The following is an 18,338-nucleotide window of genomic DNA, read 5'->3' as shown; positions in this document are numbered from 1 at the left end:
TCGCCACCGTCCCGGAGGGTGGGACGAGCGGCGACCGGGACCCCGACCTAGCCGTCGGCGGGCTCGTCCGGGACGACGTCCGTGGCCGCGCCCGACGCGTCCGCCAGGTCCTCCGGGGCCACGTGCAGGTCGCGACGCACGCGCCGCACCTTCTTGTCCGACACCTCGCGCTCGCCGAGCGCCTCCGGCGACCAGAGCGTGGCGTCCGCCGCCGGCGCCCCGTCCTCGGCGACCGGGTAGGAGCCCTTGGCCGGGCGGCGCCTGCGCTGCGGCGGCTCCACCCCGTCCGCCAGGCGCCGCGTCGTCAGCAGGAAGCCGGTGTGCCCGACCATCCGGTGCTGCGGCCGCACGGCCAGGCCCTCCAGGTGCCACCCGCGGACCATCGACTCCCACGCCTCGGGCTCGGTGTACCGACCGTCGGTGCGCACGTCCTCGGCGAGACGCGACAGCTGGGTCGTCGTCGCGACGTAGCAGACGAGGACGCCGCCCGGGGCGAGCGCGCCCGCCACCGCGTCGAGGTTCTCCCACGGGGCGAGCATGTCGAGGACCACGCGGTCCACGGTGCCCGGGGCGACGAGGGTGGGCAGCGTGTCGGCGAGGTCGCCCACGGTGAGGGTCCACGCGGGGTGCGGCCCGCCGAAGAACGCCTCCACGTTGCCGCGCGCGATCGCCGCGAAGTCCTCGCGGCGCTCGACCGACAGCACGCGCCCGCCGTCGCCCACCGCGCGCAGCAGCGAGAGCGTGAGGCCGCCCGAGCCGACGCCGGCCTCGACGACGGTGGCGCCCGGGAAGACGTCGCCCATGGTCACGACCTGACCGGCGTCCTTCGGGTAGACGACGGCCGCCCCGCGCGGCATCGACAGCACGTAGTCGGACAGCAGGGGGCGCAACGCCAGGTACTCGACGCCGGAGGTGTTGCGCACCACCACGCCCTCCGGGGCGCCGATGAGCTCGGCGTGCCGGAAGTAGCCCTTGTGGGTGTGGAACGAGCCGTCGGGCTGCAGGGTGATCGTGTGCAGGCGGCCGCGCGGGTCGGTGAGCTGGACGCGCTCGCCGACGCGGAACGGTCCGCGGCGCTGCTCCGCCCCGGTCGGGGCGGGCACGGGCGCGTCGTGGTGGGTCACGGGGGCGAGTCTAGGCGGCACGGCGGCACGGGCCGCGCGTCGGACCGGGTCGGGACGCCCCGTCCGCCGGGGGCGGGCGCCGGTGCTCGTGGAGGGCTCAGCCGCGCAGGACCGCGAGGACGTCGGCCGTGCGCACGAGCGCCACCACGTGCTCGTCGACGAGCGCCACGACCACCGGTGCGTGGGTGGTGGCCTCCGCGAGCGCCTGGAGCAGCGGCTGGCCGACGAGCGTCCCGTCGACGACGGCGCCGACGGGCAGCGGGGCGCAGACCGCGCCCACGCTCGTCGTGCCCGCGAGGGCCGGGGGACCCGCGCGGCGGCGTCGCGGTCGACGTACGCGGCGGGGCGGCCGTCGGGCGCCACCACGACGACCTCCTCGGCGCCGGCCGCGGCGGCGGCGGCGCGCGCGTCCGCGAGCGTCGCCCGCGCGCCGACGGCGACGGCGGGACGGCCGACCGAGCGCACGCTCAGGCCGTCGACGGCCCGGGCCGTGCGGGCGCCGCGGATGGCGCCGCTCGCGCCGGACCAGACGAAGGCGCCGAGGAGGGCGGCCCAGGCGACCGTGGCGATGCTGGGCGTGCGGCCGGTGAGCAGCGGCTCGGCGAGCGCGGCGAGCGTGATCGCGACCGCGACCACGCGGCCGAGCCACCCCGCGACGACCTGGCCCCGGTGCCGGTCGCCGGTGCGGGCCCAGACCGCGGCGGCGAGCACGTGACCGCCGTCCAGGGGCAGGCCGGGCACGAGGTTGAAGGCGCCCACGGCCGCGTTCGCCGCGGCGCCGGCGAGCAGCACGTCCTCGAGCAGGGTGCCGGGCGCGACGAGGCGTGCGAGGACGACGAGGACGACGGCCAGGACGAGGTTCGCGAGCGGTCCGACCCCGGCGACCAGCGCGGCGGACGCGGGCGTCGCCGCCGCCGTGTCGAACCGGGTGTGGCCGCCCCACAGCGTGAGGACGAACGCCTCCGGCTGCTGCCCGCGCCGGCGCGCCACGAGGCCGTGCGCGAGCTCGTGCACGAGCAGCGAGGCGAACAGGAGCAGGACGAACACGCCCGCGACCAGGTACGCGACGGCGCCCGTCCGTCCCGTCCACCCCTCGGCGAGCGGTGCGGACAGGACGGTGAGGACCACCGCGATGACGAGCCAGCTCGGGGCGAGGACGACGGGGGCGCCGGCCACGTGCCCGAGGACCCAGCCGGTGGGGCGCGCGGGCGGGGGCTGCTCACGGGCCCACCCTACGGTCGGGGGCCTGTCGGCCCTGTCGGTGGCGGCGCCTACCCTCGTCCCGTGGCCGTGGACACCGACCTCTCCCCCGCACCCGACCGCCGGGACGCCGTCGTGGACGACGCGCCGGCGGACGCCGCGGCGCGCCCGTCCGCGCCCGGGCTGTCGCCGTCGCGGGCGAACGACTTCCTGCAGTGCCCGCTGCTGTTCCGCTTCCGCGTCGTCGACCGCCTCCCGGAGCCGCCGTCGCTCGCGGCGGCGCGCGGGACGCTCGTGCACGCGGTGCTCGAGGCGCTGTTCGAGCTGCCCGCGGCGGAGCGCACGCCGCAGGTCGCGCACGCGCTCGTGCCCGTGCACTGGGAGGTCCTGACCGCGCAGTCCGAGGCGTACGCGGCGCTGACGCCGGGCGACGAGGAGCGTGCGGAGCTGGTGGCGTCGGCCGAGCGCCTGCTGACGACGTACTTCACGCTCGAGGACCCGACGCGCCTGGAGCCGCGTGCGCGCGAGCTGCGCGTGGAGGTCGAGCTCGAGGACGGGCCGCGGTTGCGCGGTGTCATCGACCGGGTGGACGTGGCACCGAACGGGTGGGTGCGCGTCGTCGACTACAAGACGGGGCGCTCGCCGCGCGCCGGCTTCGAGAGCAGCGCGCTGTTCCAGATGCGGTTCTACGCGTACGTCGTGTGGCGCACGCGCGGCGTGCTGCCCAAGCGCCTGCAGCTGGCGTACCTGGGCGACGGCGTGGTGGTCGCCCACGAGCCGACGGAGCCCGAGATGCACACGCTCGAGTCGCGGGTGCGCTCGATCTGGTCGGGCATCGAGGAGACGGCACGCTCGGGCGACTGGCGCACGCGTCCCTCCCGGCTGTGCGACTGGTGCGCGTTCCGCGACCGCTGCCCCGAGTTCGGCGGCACGCCGCCGCCCGTCCCTCCGGGTGCGGTGGAGCGGGCGATCGGCGTCGTGCCCGTGGCGCAGGCCGCGGGCTGAGGCGGGGCGCCGGCGCGCGCAGCTGGGCGCACCAGGGCGGGCCAGGGCGCGCCGGGGCTGCGGGCGGCGCGGGCGGCGCGGGTCGCGCGCCGGAGGCTCAGGCGGCGCGCAGGTCGAGGGTCTCCCCGGCGGCGACGCGCACGAGCACCTCGAGGTCGACGTGCGCCAGCGACGCCGTGCGGGTGACGCCCGGCGGCGGGGAGATGGGCGCGACGGCCTGGACGGCGACGACGCGGGCGCCGGACGCGACGGCGGCGGCGATCCCCGACGGCGAGTCCTCGACGGCGACCGCGCGCGCCGGGTCGACGCCGAGCAGGCGCGCCGCCGTGAGGTAGGGCTCCGGGTCCGGCTTGGGCCGACGCACCCGGTCGCCGGCGACGACGACGTCGAACACGCCCACCGCTTCGGCGAACGGCTCCGCGAGCACCCCGAACGACGACGTGACGAGCGCCTGCGGCACGCCCGCCGCACGCAGCGCCTCGACGAGCTCGCGCGCACCCGGCTGCCACGGGATGCCGGCCGCGACGGCCGCACCCACCGCGCTGTTGAGCGCGTGCGCGATCTCCTCGACACCGAGCGCGACGCCCCGCTCCTGCAGCGCCGCGGCGCACACGGCCATGGAGCTGCCGACCATCCCGACGGCGTCCGCGTGGGTCCACACCCCGCCGTGCGCCTCCACGAGCTCGACCTCCGCCGCCATCCAGTGCGGCTCGGTGTCGATGAGGGTGCCGTCCATGTCCCACAGCACGGCTGCGGGCAGGTCCGCGGCCGGCGCGGACGAGGGGACGACCGGGACGTGCTCGGTGCTGGTCAGCATGGCCTCCGGGGCGGGCGCGGCGGCCCGCCACCGGGACGGGGCGGGCACGAGGGACGCGCCCAGGCTAACCGGCGGTCGTGCGACGCCCGTCCGGGCGTCGCACGACCGCACGCGTCGGCGCAGCGCGGGCCGCCGCGCCGGGGGGCCCGTCAGGCGCACTGCGCCTTGCGGGTCCCCCGACCGTCACGGCCTCCTGCACGACCCCCGCGGCCCGGTGTTGCCCCAGCAGCCCAGGTCCCCGGCGACCGTCAGCGTGCCGAGCAGCACGGAGTGCCGGTTGTCCATGAACCACGCGGAGCCACCAACGGTCACGTCGAGCGGGTTGTCGCCGTCGTCGTAGCAGGCGTCGAGCGGGCCCACGGACGCCCCGACGTGCACGACGTCGGTCCGGCTGTTCTTCACCTTCAGGTTGCCGCCGACCTCGCTCGTGCACATCCGCACCTGCTCGGCGAGGTCGGACGTCAGGTGCCCCTGCACCGCGGACTGCACGACGTGCTGCAGACCGCGCCGCATCGTCACCGACCCGGCGACGTAGGACGTGCCGAGGTCGCCGCTGACCCACGACCGCAGGTCCACGTCACCGGCGACGACGCTGCCGGCGAGCGCCCACTCGCGCACCTCGCCCGTCAGCGACCCGCTGAAGGACGAGTCGTGCACGACGAGGCCGCCCCGCTCGGCGAGCGTGACGTCGCCGACGACGACCGAGTCGTCGACCCGCACCTCGGCGCCCCGCCCGGCGATGCCGCCGTAGACCGTCGTGCCGTCGGTCAGCAGGACGCTCGCCGCCGGCCCGGCGGTGACGTCCCCCTCGACGCCGCCCGCGCCCAGCGACAGCCGGCCGCCGTCCTCGACGGTCGCCGTGCCCTCGACGCTCACGCGCCAGAGCACGCAGGCCTCACCGGCCGGCACGAGCAGGTCGCCCGGCACGACCCCGCCCTCGGGGCCGGCGTCCCCCGCCCGCACTCCCACGGCGCGGCTCCCTCGTCCGCCGCGGCGGGCGCGGCGAGCGCGACCCCCGCGACCAGTCCCGACACGATCCCGGCGGCCGTCAGCACGGCACGCAGACCTCGACGCATGGCTCCCCTGCCCTCGTCGGCCCGCCGGCCCCTCGTCGGACCGGCGGCACCGTCGCGCCGAGCATGGCACCCCGGTCCGCCGTGGCGCAGCCCCCCGCTTACGGCTCGACGCACCCCGCCGGGCGGCGCGCCCTAGGCTGGGACGGTGACCGAACCGACCGGAGCCGACCTGCCGGCGCGCGAGACCGTGCTGCTCGCGGCCTTCGAGGGCTGGAACGACGCCGGTGGCGCCGCGACGGCCGCGCTGGAGCACCTGCACGACGCGTGGGGCGCCGACCAGGTGGACGAGCTCGACCCCGAGGAGTACCACGACTTCCAGGTGAACCGTCCGGTCGTCGGGCCGGGGCCCGACGGCACGCGGGAGATCACGTGGCCCACGACGGCCGTGGCCGTCGCGACGACCCCCCGCACGGGTCGCCGGGTCGTCCTCGTGCACGGCATCGAGCCGTCGATGCGCTGGCGCCGCTACTGCGCCGAGCTGCTCGACATCGCCGAGGGGCTCGGGGTGCGCACGATCGTCACGGTCGGCGCGCTCCTGGCGGACGTGCCGCACACGCGCCCCATCCCGGTCAACGCGACGAGCGAGGACCCGGACGTGCGCGAGCTGCTGGGTCTGGAGCCGAACACGTACGAGGGCCCGACCGGGATCGTCGGGGTCCTGCAGCACGAGGCGGCGGCGCGCGGTCTGCAGGCGCTGTCCCTGTGGGCGGCCGTGCCCCACTACGTCGCGGCCCCGCCGTCCCCGAAGGCGACGCTCGCGGTGCTGCACCGCATCGAGTCACTGCTGGGCGAGCCGGTGCCGCTGGGCGACCTGCCCGACGACGCGGTCGCGTGGCAGCACGGCGTCGACGAGCTCGCCGGGGACGACAGCGAGATCGGCGAGTACGTGCGCCAGCTCGAGGAGGCGAAGGACACCGCGGAGCTGCCGGAGGCGAGCGGCGAGGCGATCGCCCAGGAGTTCGAGCGCTACCTGCGCCGCCGGGACAAGGGCACCGGGGGCTGACCCGACCGGGCGCCGCTGCGCGTCCCGGTGCCGACCGGCCGGCCGGCCGGGGTCAGAAGCGGACGCCCAGCAGGGCGTCGACGGTCCGTGCGACCACGCCCGGTGCCCCCTCCTCGACGGGCACCTCCCCCGCCAGGGCGGTGCGCGCCCAGGCGTCGACGGCGGCGAGCGCCGTCGGCGTGTCGAGGTCGTCCGCCACGGCCGCGCGCACCGCCGCCAGCACCGGGGCCGCGTCGGGGCCGCCGTTGCCCGCCAGGGCGCGCCGCCAGGTGGCGAGGCGTTCCTGGGCCGCCGTGAGGTCGGCGGCCGTCCACTCCCAGTCGTCGCGGTACCGGTGCGCGAGCACGGCCAGGCGCACGGCCATCGGGTCGACGCCGTCGGCGACGAGCCGCGAGACGAGCACGAGGTTCCCGAGCGACTTGCTCATCTTCTGCCCGTCGTAGCCCACCATCCCGGCGTGCACGTGCACGCGCGCCGCGGCGCCGCCGTCGAGCACGCGCAGGTGGGAGTCGCTGGACTCGTGGTGCGGGAAGACGAGGTCGGACCCGCCGCCCTGCACGTCGAACGGCACGCCGAGGCCGTCGGCCGCGATGACCGCGCACTCGATGTGCCAGCCCGGACGTCCCCGGCCGAGGCCCGGGGCGTCCCAGGCGGGTTCGCCCGGACGCTCCGCACGCCACAGCAGCGGGTCGAGCGGGGACCGCTTGCCGGGCCGGTCGGGGTCGCCACCCCGCTCGGCGCTCAGGGCGTGCATCGTCGCCTCGTCCAGGCGGGCGACGGTCCCGAAGGCGGGGTCGACCGACACGTCGGCGTAGACGTCGTCGCCCTCGGCGTCCGGTGTGGGCACGCGGTAGGCCGCCCCCGCCTCGAGCATGCGACGGACCGCCTCGGCGATCTGCGGCACGGTCTCGACCACGCCCCGGTAGACGTCGGGGGGAACGACGCCGAGGGCCGTCATGTCGGAGCGGAACAGCGCCCCCTGGTCGTCGGCCAGCGCCTGCCAGTCCACACCCGTGGCGGCCGCGCGCTCGAGCAGCGGGTCGTCGACGTCCGTCACGTTGGACGCGTAGGTGACGCGCTTGCCGGCGTCCCGCCACGCCCGCACCAGGACGTCGAACGCGATGTAGGTGGCGGCGTGGCCGAGGTGCGTGGCGTCGTAGGGGGTGATCCCGCAGACGTAGAGGGTCGCCTCCGGCCCGGGTGCGGCCTCCACGAGGCGGCCGCTCGCGGTGTCGTGGACGAGGACCGGACCGCCCTCCCCGGGCAGCCGCGGGATCTGGGGGGCGGGCCAGGTGCGCACGCCGGAAGCCTAACCGGCGGCGACGGCGGGCCCGCCGGGGTCAGGCGTTCGCGGGCGCACTCACGGGCTCGAGGACCCCGGTGAGCAGGAGCAGCACGACGACCAGGGCCAGGCCGATCCGGTAGTAGACGAACGGCGTGTAGCTGAAGGTCGAGACGATCTTGAGGAACGCGATGATGACGACGTAGCCGACGAGGAACGCGACGAGGGTCGCGACGAACGTCACACCGACGCTCGGCGTCCCGGCCTGGCCGAAGTCCCCGACGCTCTTGGCGAGCTGGTACAGACCGGACCCGAACACCGCCGGGATGGCGAGCAGGAACGAGTACCGGGCGGCGGCCTCGCGGGTGTAGCCCATGAGCAGCCCGCCCGTGATGGTCCCGCCGGAGCGCGAGACGCCGGGCACGAGCGCGAGCGCCTGCCAGAACCCGAACGCCAGCGCGTGCCGGGGCGTCAGCTCCTCGAGGGGCCGCTGCTTCGCACCGCGCCGGTCGGCCCAGCCCAGCAGGAGCGCGAAGACCACGAGCGTGAGCGCGACGAGCCACAGGTTGCGGAAGGGGCGCTCGATGGCGTCCTGGAAGGCCAGGCCCAGGACGACGATCGGCAGCGTGCCGAGCGCGATGAACCACGCCATGAGGGCGTCGTGGTCGGCGGGCCGACCGGCGGGCAGGCCCAGGCGCGCACGCAGGTCGGTGCCGTGGGCACCGCGCACCGCGGCCCACCACGCCAGGACGATGCGGCGGATGTCGCGGCGGAAGTAGAGCAGGACGGCGGCCTCGGTGCCGAGCTGGGTGATCGCGGTGAACGCGGCGCCCGGGTCGCCCGCGCCGAGCAGCTCCCCGACGATGCGCAGGTGCGCGCTGGAGGAGACCGGGAGGAACTCGGTGAGCCCCTGGACCAGACCGAGGAGGATGCCGTCGCCCGTACCGATGCCCGTCGCCACGAGCGGCAACACTAGCGGCGGCCCGCGGCCCCGCCCGTCGTCCCGTGCCGCCCGCCCCACCGCCCACCGGGCGCCGTCACGACGGCAACGGCGCCACCACGGACCCGGCACGGGCCGCTCACACGCCGCGCACGACCGGGCGACGCGGCCCGCGGCACGCCGCGGCTAGGGTGACGCCCCATGGAGCACCGCCGGCTGGGCCGCACCGGGCTGCGCGTCTCCCGGCTCGGGCTGGGGACGATGACGTGGAGCCGTGACACCGACGACCACGAGGCGGCGGAGCAGCTGCGCGACTTCGTCGAGGCCGGCGGCACCCTCGTCGACACCTCGGCCTCCTACGCGGACGGCGGGTCGGAGGAGCTGCTCGGCGCGCTCCTCGGCGACGTCGTCGACCGGGACGACGTCCTCCTGTGCACCAAGGCCGGTGTGCGCCGCACGTCGTCGGGTGCGAGCGTGGACGCCTCGCGCGGCGCGCTGCTGGACTCGCTCGACGCCTCGTTGCGCCGGCTGCGCACGGACCGCGTGGACCTCTGGCTGGTGACGCCGGACCCCCGCACGCCGCTCGAGGAGACGGCGTCCGCGCTGCGGTACGCCGTCGCGACCGGGCGGGCGCGCTACGTGGGCCTGTCCAACCACGCCGGCTGGCAGGTCGCGCGCACGGCGACCCTGCTGGAGCCCGAGCCCGGGCTGGCCGCCGTCGAGGCGGAGTACTCGCTGCTGCAGCGCGGCGTCGAGCGCGAGGTCCTGCCGGCCTGCGAGGCGCTCGGTGCCGGGCTGCTGGCCTGGTCACCGCTCGGCCGCGGGGTGCTGACGGGCAAGTACCGGCGCACGATCCCGTCGGACTCGCGCGCCGCGTCGGCGCACCTCGCGGGGTTCGTGCAGCCCTACCTGACCGCGGACGCGTCCGGCGTCGTCGACGCCGTGGTCACCGCGGCCTCAGGTCTGGAGCGGGCACCTCTCGAGGTGGCGCTCGCGTGGCTCGCGGGCCGCACGGGGGTCGCGAGCGCGATCGTCGGGGCGCGCACCGCCGTGCAGCTGCGGTCCGCGCTGGCGGCCGAGGACCTGGAGCTGCCCGCCGAGATCGTCTCGGCGCTCGACGAGATCACGGCGCCCGTGGTCGGCTACCCGGAGCGGCCGGGGCCGCGCTGAGCCGGCGCGGCGCGCCCGTCGGCCGAGGTCAGGCGTCGGCGTCCGCCAGCTCGTCGTCGTCGTCGAGGTCGACGTCGCTCTCCTCGTCGAGGTCGTCCTCGTCGAGGTCGTCGTCCTCGTCCTCCTCCGCGAGGTAGAACGGGGTCGCCTCGCCGTGCACGGTGCCGAGCGCGTCGTCGTAGACCTCGAACGCGTCGGCCAGGACGTCGTACGCGTCGTCCACCGCCGGGTCGTCGTCCCCGTGCTTGGAGACGACGGCGGTGTAGTGCGCCTCCAGGGCGGCCACCAGACGGTCGAGAGCGGCGCGCGGGTCCACGGTCATGCGACGACCGTAGCGCCGTGCGAGGCACAATGGCAGCGGATCACGGCCGCGCGGGCGGCCGGGTCCCGACCGGGGCGGACGACACGGACGAGGTGAGGCGTATGGCGCACGGGCGCACACCGACGCGGCGCAACGACTGGTCCAGCCAGGGCGGCCAGTGGGAGTACCGGGTCCTGACGATCCCGCGCTCGACGTCGACCGGCGACGCCCGCCGCCTGCTCACCGACGAGGCCGAGTACGGCCGGTGGGAGCTCGCCCGCACGCGCCTGTACGCCGGCGGTGAGCGACGCGTGTGGCTGCGGCGCAAGATCATCCGCGTGCGCTCCACGCTCGCCTCCTCCGCGGGCTGAGCCACCGCACGACGCACGAGCGCCCCGCACCGTCGGTGCGGGGCGCTCCTCGTCCGAGGTGGTGGTGACGCCGTCAGCAGGTGGTGAGCAGCCGGTCCAGCACGCGTGTGCCGAACCGCAGCGCGTCCACCGGCACGCGCTCGTCGACGCCGTGGAACATGCCCGCGAAGTCGAGGTCCGCCGGCAGGCGCAGCGGCGCGAAGCCGTACCCCGTGATGCCCAGGCGCGACAGCGACTTGTTGTCGGTGCCGCCCGAGAGCATGTACGGCAGGACGTGCGCGTCGGGGTCCTCGGCGGTGACGGCCGCGACCATCGCGTCGACGAGCGCACCCTCGAACGGCACCTCCAGGCCCGTGTCCCGCACGATGTCCTCGACCCGCACGTGCGGCCCCGCGAGCGCCGCGACCTGTGCGTCGAACTCCTCGGAGAGCCCGGGCAGGAACCGGCCGTCGACCGCGGCCGTCGCGGCCCCGGGCACCACGTTCTCCTTGTAGCCGGCCGCCAGCCGGGTGGGGTTCGTGCTGTGCCGCAGCGTCGCCCCCACGAACCGGCTCGCGGGGCCGAGCGCGTCGACGAGCGCGTCGAGCGAGGCCGGGTCCTCGGGGTCGAACCGCAGACCCGTCAGCTCGGCGACGCCCTCGAGCAGCGCCCGCACCGTCGGCGTGAGCTGCACGGGCCACGGGTGCCGGCCGATGCGGGCCACGGCCTCGGCGAGGTGCACGACCGCGTTGTCGGTGTGCACTTGGCTGCCGTGACCGGCCCGGCCCGAGGCGACCAGGCGCAGCCAGCCCAGTCCCTTCTCGGCCGTCTGGAGCAGGTACACGCGCTGCCCCGCCACGTCGACCGAGAAGCCGCCGACCTCGCTGATCGCCTCCGTGGCGCCGGCGAACAGCTCCGGCCGGTGCTCCACCGCCCAGCCGGCACCGAGGCGGCCGCCGGCCTCCTCGTCGGCGAACATCGCGACGACGAGGTCGCGTGCGGGGCGCCGTCCCTCGCGGACCATCTGGCGCACGACCGCGAGGATCATCGCGTCCATGTCCTTCATGTCCACCGCGCCACGGCCCCACACGAGGCCGTCGCGGACCTCGGCGGCGAACGGGTCGACGCTCCAGTCCGGGGCGTGGGCGGGGACGACGTCGAGATGACCGTGCAGGACGAGCGCGGGACGGCTGCTGTCGGCCCCCTCGACGCGCACGACGACGCTGGCCCGTCCCGGCTCGCTCTCGAACAGCTCGGGCTCCAGGCCGACGTCCTGCAGCAGGCCGACGACGTACTCGGCGGCGGCGCGCTCCCCCGGTCCGGTGCCGTCGCCGGGGTTCGAGGTGTCGAACCGGATGAGGTCGCGGCAGAGGTCGACGACCTCGTCCTCGGCGGTGGGCACGGCGGACGCGCCGGTCGCGGCGCTCATCGGGCGTCCGCCCGGTCCAGGCCGCGGCGCGCCAGCAGCGGCGCGATCTCGGGGTCGCGGCCGCGCAGGTCGCGGAACGCCTGCAGCGGGTCGATCGAGCCCCCGCGCCCGAGCAGGCGGGCGCGGAAGGTGTCGCCGTTCTCGCGGCGCAGGCCGCCGTTCTCCGCGAACCACTCGACGGTGTCGGCGTCGAGCACCTCCGACCAGATGTAGGCGTAGTACCCGGCCGAGTAGCCGCTGCCGAAGACGTGGTTGAAGTACGACGTGCGGTACCGGGGCGGCACCGGCGCGAACGCGACCCCCGCGGCCTCGAGCGCGGCGGCCTCGAAGGCCTCGACCTGCGCCGGGTCGGTGGGGACGTCCTCGGGGGCCAGGCGGTACCAGGCCTGGTCGAGCAGCGCTGCGGCGAGGTACTCGGTCGTCGCGAAGCCCTCGCCGTCCTGGCGGGCGTCGAGCAGCGTGCGGACCCACGCGGCGGGCATGGGCTCACCCGTCTCGTGGTGCACGGCGTAGCGCGCGAGGACCTCCGGGTCCCAGGCCCACATCTCGTTGACCTGGGACGGGTACTCGACGAAGTCGCGCGGCACGTTCGTGCCGGCCTGCGACGGGTAGCGGACCCGGGCGAGCAGGCCGTGCAGCGCGTGGCCGAACTCGTGGAAGAGCGTGATGACCTCGTCCCACGTCAGCAGCGTGGGCTGGCCCGCCGGCGGCTTGGGCACGTTGAGGTTGTTCACGACCACCGGGAGCTCGCCGCGCAGGTCGGACTGGTCGACGAGGGTGTTCATCCACGCGCCGCCGCGCTTGGACGCCCGCGTCCAGAAGTCGCCGAGGAACAGGCCCATGCCGGAGCCGTCCGCGTCGAACACCTCGAACACGCGCACGTCCGGGTGGTAGCCGACGAGGTCGTGGCGCTCGGCGAACGTGAGCCCGTACAGGCGGTTCGCGGCGTGGAAGACGCCCTCGGTGAGCACGCGGTCGAGCTCGAGGTACGGGCGCAGGGCCGACTCGTCGAGCTGGCGCTTGTCCTGGCGCACGCGCTCGGCGTAGTAGGACCAGTCCCAGGGCTCGAGCGTCGCGCCCGGGTGGTCGGCCTGCAGCGCCACCTCGAGCTCGGCCGCCTCGGCGCGGGCGTTCGCGACGGCGGCCGGGGCGAGGCGGGCGAGCATCTCGGCGACGGCCTGCGCCGACCCGGCGGTGGCGTCCTCGGCGACGTAGGCCGCGTGGTGCTCGTAGCCGAGCAGGCGCGCACGCTCGGCGCGCAGGCGCACGAGCGCGAGCAGGGTCTCGCGCGTGTCGTTCTCGTCGCCGGTCGCACCGCGGGTCACCGACGCGCGGTGGATGCGCTCGCGCAGGCCGCGGTCGCGCAGCGTCGCCAGGACGGACTGCTGGGTGGGCAGCTGGAGCTCGATCAGCCACGCGCCCTCGTGCCCGCGCTCCGCCGCGGCCTGCGCGGCCGCGTCGCGGGCGTCCTGCGGCATGCCGTCGAGCTCCGCCTCGTCGGTGACGAGGACGGCCGCGGCGTTGGCGCCGGCGAGCAGCTTGCGCCCGAAGGCGGCGTCGAGGCTCGTGATCTCCGCGTTGATCGCCCGCAGCCGCTCCTGGTCCGCCTCGGGCAGGCCCACGCCGGCGCGGGCGAAGGCGCGCCGGGTGCGGTGCAGGAGCCAGGCGGTGTCGGGGGCGAGCTCGGTGCCCTCCAGCGACACCGCGAGCGCCTCGACGCGGGCGTGCAGGCGGGCGTCCAGCCAGATCGCGTCCTGGTGCGCCGCGTACAGCGGCGCGAGCTCCTCCTCGATCGCCTGCAGGCCCGGGGTCGAGTCCGAGCCGGCCTGGTTCCAGAAGGCCGAGGCGACGCGGTGCAGCAGGTGGCCGGAGCGCTCGAGCGGCACGAGCGTGTTCTCGACGGTGGGCTCGGCGGGGTCGGTGGCGACCGCCTCGACCTCGCGCCGCTGCTCGGCCATGCCGGCCAGGAGCGCGGGCAGGTAGTGCTCCTCGCGCACCTCGCGGAAGTCCGGCAGGCCGTACGGGAGCCGGGAGGGACGGGCGAACGGGTTGGTCGGGTCGAGGGCGGTCGCCTCGGGTGCGGAGGTCATGCGCCCATCGTCACAGATGCCTGCGGTCCGGCGTGCGACCCGAGGACCGCGCCGAGCGGCGCGGCGTGCAGGCCGTGGGCGTCCGCCACCGCGGTGCTCAGCAGCCGCCCCGCGTGCGTCGTCAGGCCCGCGGCGAGGGCGGGGTCGTCGGCGACGGCGTCCCGCCAGCCGCGGTCCGCGAGCGCGGCCAGGTAGGGCAGCGTGACGGCGGTGAGCGCGCGCGTGGAGGTGACCGGCACGGCGCCCGGCATGTTCGCCACGCAGTAGAAGACCGAGCCGTGCACCCGGTAGGTCGGTGCGTCGTGCGTGGTCGGGTGGGTGCCCTCGAAGCACCCGCCCTGGTCGACGGCGACGTCGACCAGCACCGAGCCGGGGCGCATCGCCGCCACCAGCGCGTCGCTCACCAGGCGCGGGGCGCGCGCGCCCGGCCGCAGGACCGCACCGACGACGAGGTCGGCGTCGAGCAGCTCCTGCTCGACGGCCCACGCCGAGGACGCGAGCGTGCGGACGCGGCCGGCGAACCGGGCGTCCAGCTCACGCAGGCGCGGGACCGACACGTCGAGGACGGTGACGTCCGCCCGCATGCCGACCGCGATCTCCGCGGCGTGCGTGCCGACCACCCCACCCCCGAGCACGACGACCTTCGCCGGTGCCGTGCCGGGGACGCCGCCGAGGAGGACGCCGCGGCCGCCGCCCTCCCCCGCCATCAGGTGGTACGCGCCCACCTGGGTCGCGAGCCGCCCGGCCACCTCGCTCATGGGCGCCAGCAGCGGCAGGCTCCCGTCGGCTGCCCGCACGGTCTCGTAGGCGATGGCGGTCGTGCCGGCGGCCAGCAGCGCGTCGGTGGCGGGGCGGTCGGCCGCGAGGTGCAGGTACGTGAACAGGACGAGGTCGGGACGCAGGTACCCGTACTCGGCGGGCACCGGCTCCTTGACCTTGCACACCAGGGGGGCCGCCCACGCCTCGGCGGGCGTCGCGACGACCCGGGCGCCGGCGCGCACGTAGTCCGCGTCGGCCAGGTGCGAGCCGGCACCGGCGCCGGTCTCGACGAGGACCTCGTGGCCCGCGCGGACCAGCCGGTCGACGCCGGCGGGTGTGACCGCCACCCGGTGCTCGCGGTTCTTGGTCTCGCGGGGGACGCCGATCTGCATGGCCGGTCTCCTGTCGGGCGGGCGCGGGTCGCGCGGCGGTGAGGCGGCGTCGGGGTGTGACGCCGCTCACGGTCCAGTCTGCCCGTCCCGTGTCACGCGCGGGTGTCGGGACGGCGTGGCCTCGTTACCGTGACGTCATGCCGGCGACGCCCGGGCACGCCGCCCGTCCCGTCCACCGCAAGGCGCGACCCGACGCCCCGCCCGGGTTCTTCGCGTGCGAGGCCGCGGGGCTGCGGTGGCTGGCGGCCGCGGGCGGCGCGCGCGTGGTCGAGGTGCTGGACGTGGCGGACGACCACCTGGACCTCGTGCGGCTGCCGACCGTCCGGCCCGGCCCGGAGGCGGCACGGGCGTTCGGCGCCGCCCTCGCACGCACGCACGACGCGGGTGCCGCCGCCTTCGGCGCACCGCCGGACGACTGGTCCGGTGACGGCTTCTTCGGTCCCCTCGACGCACCGCTGCCGATGCGCTCCGGCGCGCACGCGTCGTGGGGCGCGTTCCTCGCGGAGTGCCGCGTCGAGCCCGTCGCGACGGCGCTGCGGGCCGCCGGGCTCACGGGGCCGGCGGACGACGACGCGTTCGCGCGGCTCGCCGCGCGGCTGCGGGCCGGCACCTGGGACGACGCCGACCCGCCCGCCCGCCTGCACGGCGACCTGTGGTCGGGGAACGTGCTGTGGACGCCGGACGGGGTGACGCTCGTGGACCCCGCGGCGCACGGCGGCCACCGCGAGACCGACCTGGCGATGCTCGCGCTCTTCGGCCTGCCGCACCTCGAGGACGTGCTCGACGCGTACCAGCGGGTGCACCCCCTCGCCCGCGGGTGGCGGCACCGCGTGACGCTGCACCAGCTGTACCCGCTGGCGGTGCACGCGCTGCTGTTCCGCGGCGGGTACACCGCGCAGACGCTCGCGGTCGCGCACCGCTGGGCCGGGGCCTGAGCGGTCCGCGCGCCCCGCACTCAGGCGGCCCTCAGGCACGCGGACTACCCTGACGAGGTCCCGGACGGCGCCCCCGGCCGTCCGGGGCGCACCCGCAGGAGGCCCCCATCCACCGTCCCATCGTGCTCGTCCACGGCACACGCACGTCCTCGGCCATCTGGCACGCCCAGGTCGCCGTGCTGCGCCACCGCGGCCACCCCACGCACGCGATCGACCTGCCCGGCCACGGCGCGCGCAGCGCCGAGCGGTTCACCCTCGAGGGCGCCCTCGCGGCGATCGACGACGCGGTGAGCGCGTGCCCCGTGCCGCCGCTGCTCGTCGGGCTGTCGCTCGGGGCTACGCGTCGCTCGCGTACGCCGGCCGGAACGAGGGCAAGCTCGCGGGGTCGTCCTCGCGGGCTGCTCCACGGAGATCAAGGGCAAGCCGCTGCACCTGTACCGGCACGCGTCGCACCACGTGACGCGCTGGCTCGGCCGCGGTCAGGGCACGTGGCACGTCGTGACGGACATGCTCGCGGCCCTCGCCGGGTACTCCCCGCTGCGCGACCTGCGTCGGCTGCTGGTGCCGGTGTGGGTCGTCAACGGCCGTCGTGACCCGCTGCGCCTGGACGAGCGGCGGTACCTGCGCGCGCTGCCCGGCGCCCGGCTCACGGTCGTGCCGCGCGCGGGTCACGACGTCAACAGCCACGCCCCGGCGGCGTTCAACCGCGTCCTGCTCGACGCGCTGCACGAGCTCGCGTCCCGCGTGCCCACCCCGGTCCGCGCCTGACCGCCACGGCCTCCCCCGCGGCGGCTAGGGTCGCGGCGGGGCGAGGAGAGGAGCGTGCCGGTGGAGCGGATCGCGGTGCTGTCGGACGTGCACGGCAACATGACGGCGTTCGACACGGTGCTGCGCGACATCGACGCGCGCGGCATCGGCACCGTGCTCAACCTGGGTGACGTCGTCGGCAAGGGACCGCGGGGCTCCGCCGCCGTCGCCCGCAGCCGCGAGCGCTGCGCGGTGACGGTGCGGGGCAACTGGGACGACTTCCTGCCGCACCCCGACACGGTCCGCGACGAGGCGCTCACGTGGTGGCACGACGAGCTGACGCCCGAGGACCGGGACTGGCTGCGCGGGCTGCCGCTCGTGCACCAGCTGGAGCTCAGCGGGCGGCGCATCCGGCTCCTGCACGCCTCCGCGCGGTCCGTGCACGTGCGGGTGCGGTTCCACCACACGGCCGAGGAGTTCGACGGCATGTTCGCCACGACCGAGCTGACCGGCGACGGCCCGGCGCCGCACATGGTCGGGTACGGCGACGTGCACGACACGTACGTCGAGACGCAGGACGGGCGCACCCTGTTCAACGTGGGCAGCGTCGGCAACCCGCTCGACGAGCCGACGGCGTCGTACGTGGTGCTCGAGGGCGAGCCGGGTGGGGACCGGTCGGCGCCGTTCGCGCTGCAGGTCGTGCGCGTGCCCTACGACGTGGAGGCGGAGATCGCCGTGGCGCGCGAGGTGCGCATGCCGCAGCGCGAGGCGTACGCCGTGGAGCTGCGCACCGCCGTGTACCGGGGCCTGCACGCGGAGCGGGGACTGCGCGCGGAGGACGTCTGAGGGACCGGGCACCCCGGGCCGTCAGCGGTCGGCGGCGCCCAGGAACGTGCGCAGCGCCGAGACGAAGGCCTCGGGCTGCTCGGAGTGCACCCAGTGCCCCGCGCCCTTGAGCGTGACGAGGGTCGTGCGCGGGAACAGCCGCCGCATCGCGGGACCGTGCTCGGGCCGCACGTAGTCGGACCGGTCCCCCGCGACCCACAGCACGGGGTGGTCGAAGACGGCGTCGCCGGTGTCGGGGAAGCCGCCGATCGTCGGCAGCTCGCGGCGCAGCAGGTCGAGGTTCGCCTGCCACCGGAAGCCCTCGCCGTCGGCGCGCAGGTTCTGCAGCAGGAAGCCCCGCACGCGCGGGTCGTCCACGCGCTCCGCGAGCCGCTCGTCCGCCTCGGCGCGACGGGTCAGCGTGGCGAGGTCGAGGGCCGCGAGGCTGTCGAGCAGGTGGGCGAACTCCCCCAGCGAGCCGCCCGAGGCGGGGGCGATGTCCGCGACGACGAGCCGGTCCACCAGGTCCGGGTGGCGCAGCGCGAGCAGCATCGCGACCTTGCCGCCCATCGAGTGGCCGACGACGTGCACGGGGCCGTCGGCGGCGAACCCCGCACGCAGCTGCGCCGCGACCAGGTCGGCGGTCTCGCCGTAGTCGAACCGGTCGGTCCAGGCCGAGCGCCCGTGGTTCGGCAGGTCGACCAGCAGCGACCGGTACGCCGGCACGAGCGCCTTGGCGATCTGCGTGAAGTTGCGCCCCTGCCCGAACAGCCCGTGCAGGAACACGACCGGCGCCCCGTCGTCCCCGACGGTGGTCGTGCTGACGGCGCCGGGCGCGGTGCTGCTCACGGGCACCGAGCCTAGGCGCTGCCGACGGCGGATCCGCCGTCGGC

16 protein-coding genes and 2 pseudogenes are annotated in these 18,338 nt (G+C 76.5%); 7 read left to right on the top strand and 11 right to left on the bottom strand.

Annotation, left to right across the window (positions count from 1 at the left end; translation table 11 throughout):
• Positions 1-47: 47 nt before the first annotated feature.
• Together GC089_RS07960 and GC089_RS20015 are read right to left on the bottom strand one after the other, a co-directional pair.
• Entirely contained in the window at positions 48-1,103 is a 1,056-nt protein-coding gene (locus tag GC089_RS07960) for a tRNA (adenine-N1)-methyltransferase (protein WP_155379037.1), read from the bottom strand.
• A 726-nt stretch (positions 1,104-1,829) separates the two neighbouring features.
• Positions 1,830-2,114, bottom strand: a pseudogene (locus GC089_RS20015) (peptidase M50); the annotation flags it as partial.
• Between the two features lie 345 nt (positions 2,115-2,459).
• On the opposite strand from GC089_RS20015, the gene GC089_RS07955 reads away from it, so the two are divergent.
• Positions 2,460-3,329, top strand: coding sequence for a PD-(D/E)XK nuclease family protein (locus GC089_RS07955; protein ID WP_155379035.1), 870 nt, complete (start codon positions 2,460-2,462; stop codon positions 3,327-3,329).
• Positions 3,330-3,426: 97 nt separating this feature from the next.
• On the opposite strand, the gene GC089_RS07950 is transcribed toward GC089_RS07955, so the two are convergent.
• Both GC089_RS07950 and GC089_RS07945 read right to left on the bottom strand, forming a co-directional pair.
• Complete coding sequence (locus GC089_RS07950; RefSeq protein ID WP_255449052.1) at positions 3,427-4,194, bottom strand: HAD family phosphatase; 768 nt, start codon at positions 4,192-4,194, stop codon at positions 3,427-3,429.
• Positions 4,195-4,329: 135 nt separating this feature from the next.
• Positions 4,330-5,115, bottom strand: coding sequence for a hypothetical protein (locus GC089_RS07945; protein WP_155377241.1), 786 nt, complete (start codon positions 5,113-5,115; stop codon positions 4,330-4,332).
• Positions 5,116-5,367: 252 nt separating this feature from the next.
• Here GC089_RS07945 and GC089_RS07940 point away from each other — a divergent pair, with 252 nt between their 5' ends.
• Positions 5,368-6,225 carry a PAC2 family protein gene (locus GC089_RS07940; protein ID WP_155377240.1) on the top strand — a complete coding sequence of 286 codons (858 nt, stop codon included), beginning with the start codon at positions 5,368-5,370 and terminating at the stop codon, positions 6,223-6,225.
• A 52-nt stretch (positions 6,226-6,277) separates the two neighbouring features.
• Here GC089_RS07940 and mshC read toward each other — a convergent pair whose 3' ends face one another.
• Both mshC and GC089_RS07930 read right to left on the bottom strand, forming a co-directional pair.
• Positions 6,278-7,525, bottom strand: coding sequence for a cysteine--1-D-myo-inosityl 2-amino-2-deoxy-alpha-D-glucopyranoside ligase (gene mshC / locus GC089_RS07935; RefSeq protein ID WP_155377239.1), 1,248 nt, complete (start codon positions 7,523-7,525; stop codon positions 6,278-6,280).
• A gap of 40 nt (positions 7,526-7,565) precedes the next feature.
• On the bottom strand, positions 7,566-8,468 hold the full coding sequence (locus GC089_RS07930; protein WP_155377238.1) for an undecaprenyl-diphosphate phosphatase: 903 nt from the start codon (positions 8,466-8,468) through the stop codon (positions 7,566-7,568).
• Positions 8,469-8,648: 180 nt separating this feature from the next.
• Between GC089_RS07930 and GC089_RS07925 the strand changes: the two genes are divergently transcribed.
• Positions 8,649-9,617 carry an aldo/keto reductase gene (locus GC089_RS07925; protein ID WP_155377237.1) on the top strand — a complete coding sequence of 323 codons (969 nt, stop codon included), beginning with the start codon at positions 8,649-8,651 and terminating at the stop codon, positions 9,615-9,617.
• A gap of 28 nt (positions 9,618-9,645) precedes the next feature.
• Here the strand turns inward: GC089_RS07925 and GC089_RS07920 are convergent, their stop codons facing one another.
• Entirely contained in the window at positions 9,646-9,939 is a 294-nt protein-coding gene (locus GC089_RS07920; protein WP_155377236.1) for a primosomal protein, read from the bottom strand.
• A gap of 101 nt (positions 9,940-10,040) precedes the next feature.
• Between GC089_RS07920 and GC089_RS07915 the strand changes: the two genes are divergently transcribed.
• A complete protein-coding gene (locus tag GC089_RS07915) occupies positions 10,041-10,289 on the top strand; it encodes a DUF5703 family protein (protein ID WP_155377235.1) in 249 nt (82 codons plus the stop codon).
• A gap of 73 nt (positions 10,290-10,362) precedes the next feature.
• Here the strand turns inward: GC089_RS07915 and GC089_RS07910 are convergent, their stop codons facing one another.
• From GC089_RS07910 to ald, 3 genes are read right to left on the bottom strand one after another with little or no spacing between them, the layout of a single operon-like run.
• Positions 10,363-11,697 carry a M20/M25/M40 family metallo-hydrolase gene (locus tag GC089_RS07910; protein WP_155377234.1) on the bottom strand — a complete coding sequence of 445 codons (1,335 nt, stop codon included), beginning with the start codon at positions 11,695-11,697 and terminating at the stop codon, positions 10,363-10,365.
• Positions 11,694-13,787: a M3 family metallopeptidase gene (locus GC089_RS07905; protein ID WP_155377233.1), complete on the bottom strand. Its 2,094-nt coding sequence runs from the start codon at positions 13,785-13,787 to the stop codon at positions 11,694-11,696. The genes GC089_RS07910 and GC089_RS07905 overlap by 4 nt, the downstream gene beginning before the upstream one ends.
• The gene (ald, locus tag GC089_RS07900) at positions 13,784-14,938 is read right to left on the bottom strand and encodes an alanine dehydrogenase (RefSeq protein WP_155377232.1); all 1,155 of its coding nucleotides are present in this window, start codon (positions 14,936-14,938) and stop codon (positions 13,784-13,786) included. Before ald ends, GC089_RS07905 begins: the two co-directional genes overlap by 4 nt.
• A 137-nt stretch (positions 14,939-15,075) precedes the next feature.
• Between ald and GC089_RS07895 the strand changes: the two genes are divergently transcribed.
• The 3 genes and pseudogenes from GC089_RS07895 (at position 15,076) to GC089_RS07885 (ending at position 17,466) form a co-directional block, all read left to right on the top strand.
• Complete coding sequence (locus tag GC089_RS07895; protein WP_155377231.1) at positions 15,076-15,873, top strand: fructosamine kinase family protein; 798 nt, start codon at positions 15,076-15,078, stop codon at positions 15,871-15,873.
• Between the two features lie 122 nt (positions 15,874-15,995).
• Positions 15,996-16,641 (top strand): annotated as a pseudogene (locus GC089_RS20010) (alpha/beta fold hydrolase).
• Positions 16,642-16,701: 60 nt separating this feature from the next.
• The gene (locus tag GC089_RS07885) at positions 16,702-17,466 is read left to right on the top strand and encodes a metallophosphoesterase (RefSeq protein ID WP_155379031.1); all 765 of its coding nucleotides are present in this window, start codon (positions 16,702-16,704) and stop codon (positions 17,464-17,466) included.
• Between the two features lie 21 nt (positions 17,467-17,487).
• Here the strand turns inward: GC089_RS07885 and GC089_RS07880 are convergent, their stop codons facing one another.
• A complete protein-coding gene (locus GC089_RS07880) occupies positions 17,488-18,294 on the bottom strand; it encodes an alpha/beta fold hydrolase (protein ID WP_230685141.1) in 807 nt (268 codons plus the stop codon).
• Positions 18,295-18,338: the final 44 nt, after the last annotated feature.

This window comes from Cellulomonas sp. JZ18, assembly GCF_009720485.1.
Classification (GTDB): domain Bacteria; phylum Actinomycetota; class Actinomycetes; order Actinomycetales; family Cellulomonadaceae; genus Cellulomonas.
Note: the sequence above shows the minus strand (reverse complement) of the source record. Positions and strands in the feature narration are given on the sequence as shown.

Bases quoted from the DNA above. Each gene is read 5' to 3' on its own strand.
- ald (WP_155377232.1), bottom strand. From the start codon at position 14,938: ATGCAGATCGGCGTCCCCCGCGAGACCAAGAACCGCGAGCACCGGGTG.
- GC089_RS07925 (WP_155377237.1), top strand. From the start codon at position 8,649: ATGGAGCACCGCCGGCTGGGCCGCACCGGGCTGCGCGTCTCCCGGCTC.
- GC089_RS07910 (WP_155377234.1), bottom strand. From the start codon at position 11,697: ATGAGCGCCGCGACCGGCGCGTCCGCCGTGCCCACCGCCGAGGACGAG.
- GC089_RS07920 (WP_155377236.1), bottom strand. From the start codon at position 9,939: ATGACCGTGGACCCGCGCGCCGCTCTCGACCGTCTGGTGGCCGCCCTG.
- GC089_RS07915 (WP_155377235.1), top strand. From the start codon at position 10,041: ATGGCGCACGGGCGCACACCGACGCGGCGCAACGACTGGTCCAGCCAG.
- GC089_RS07895 (WP_155377231.1), top strand. From the start codon at position 15,076: ATGCCGGCGACGCCCGGGCACGCCGCCCGTCCCGTCCACCGCAAGGCG.
- GC089_RS07905 (WP_155377233.1), bottom strand. From the start codon at position 13,787: ATGACCTCCGCACCCGAGGCGACCGCCCTCGACCCGACCAACCCGTTC.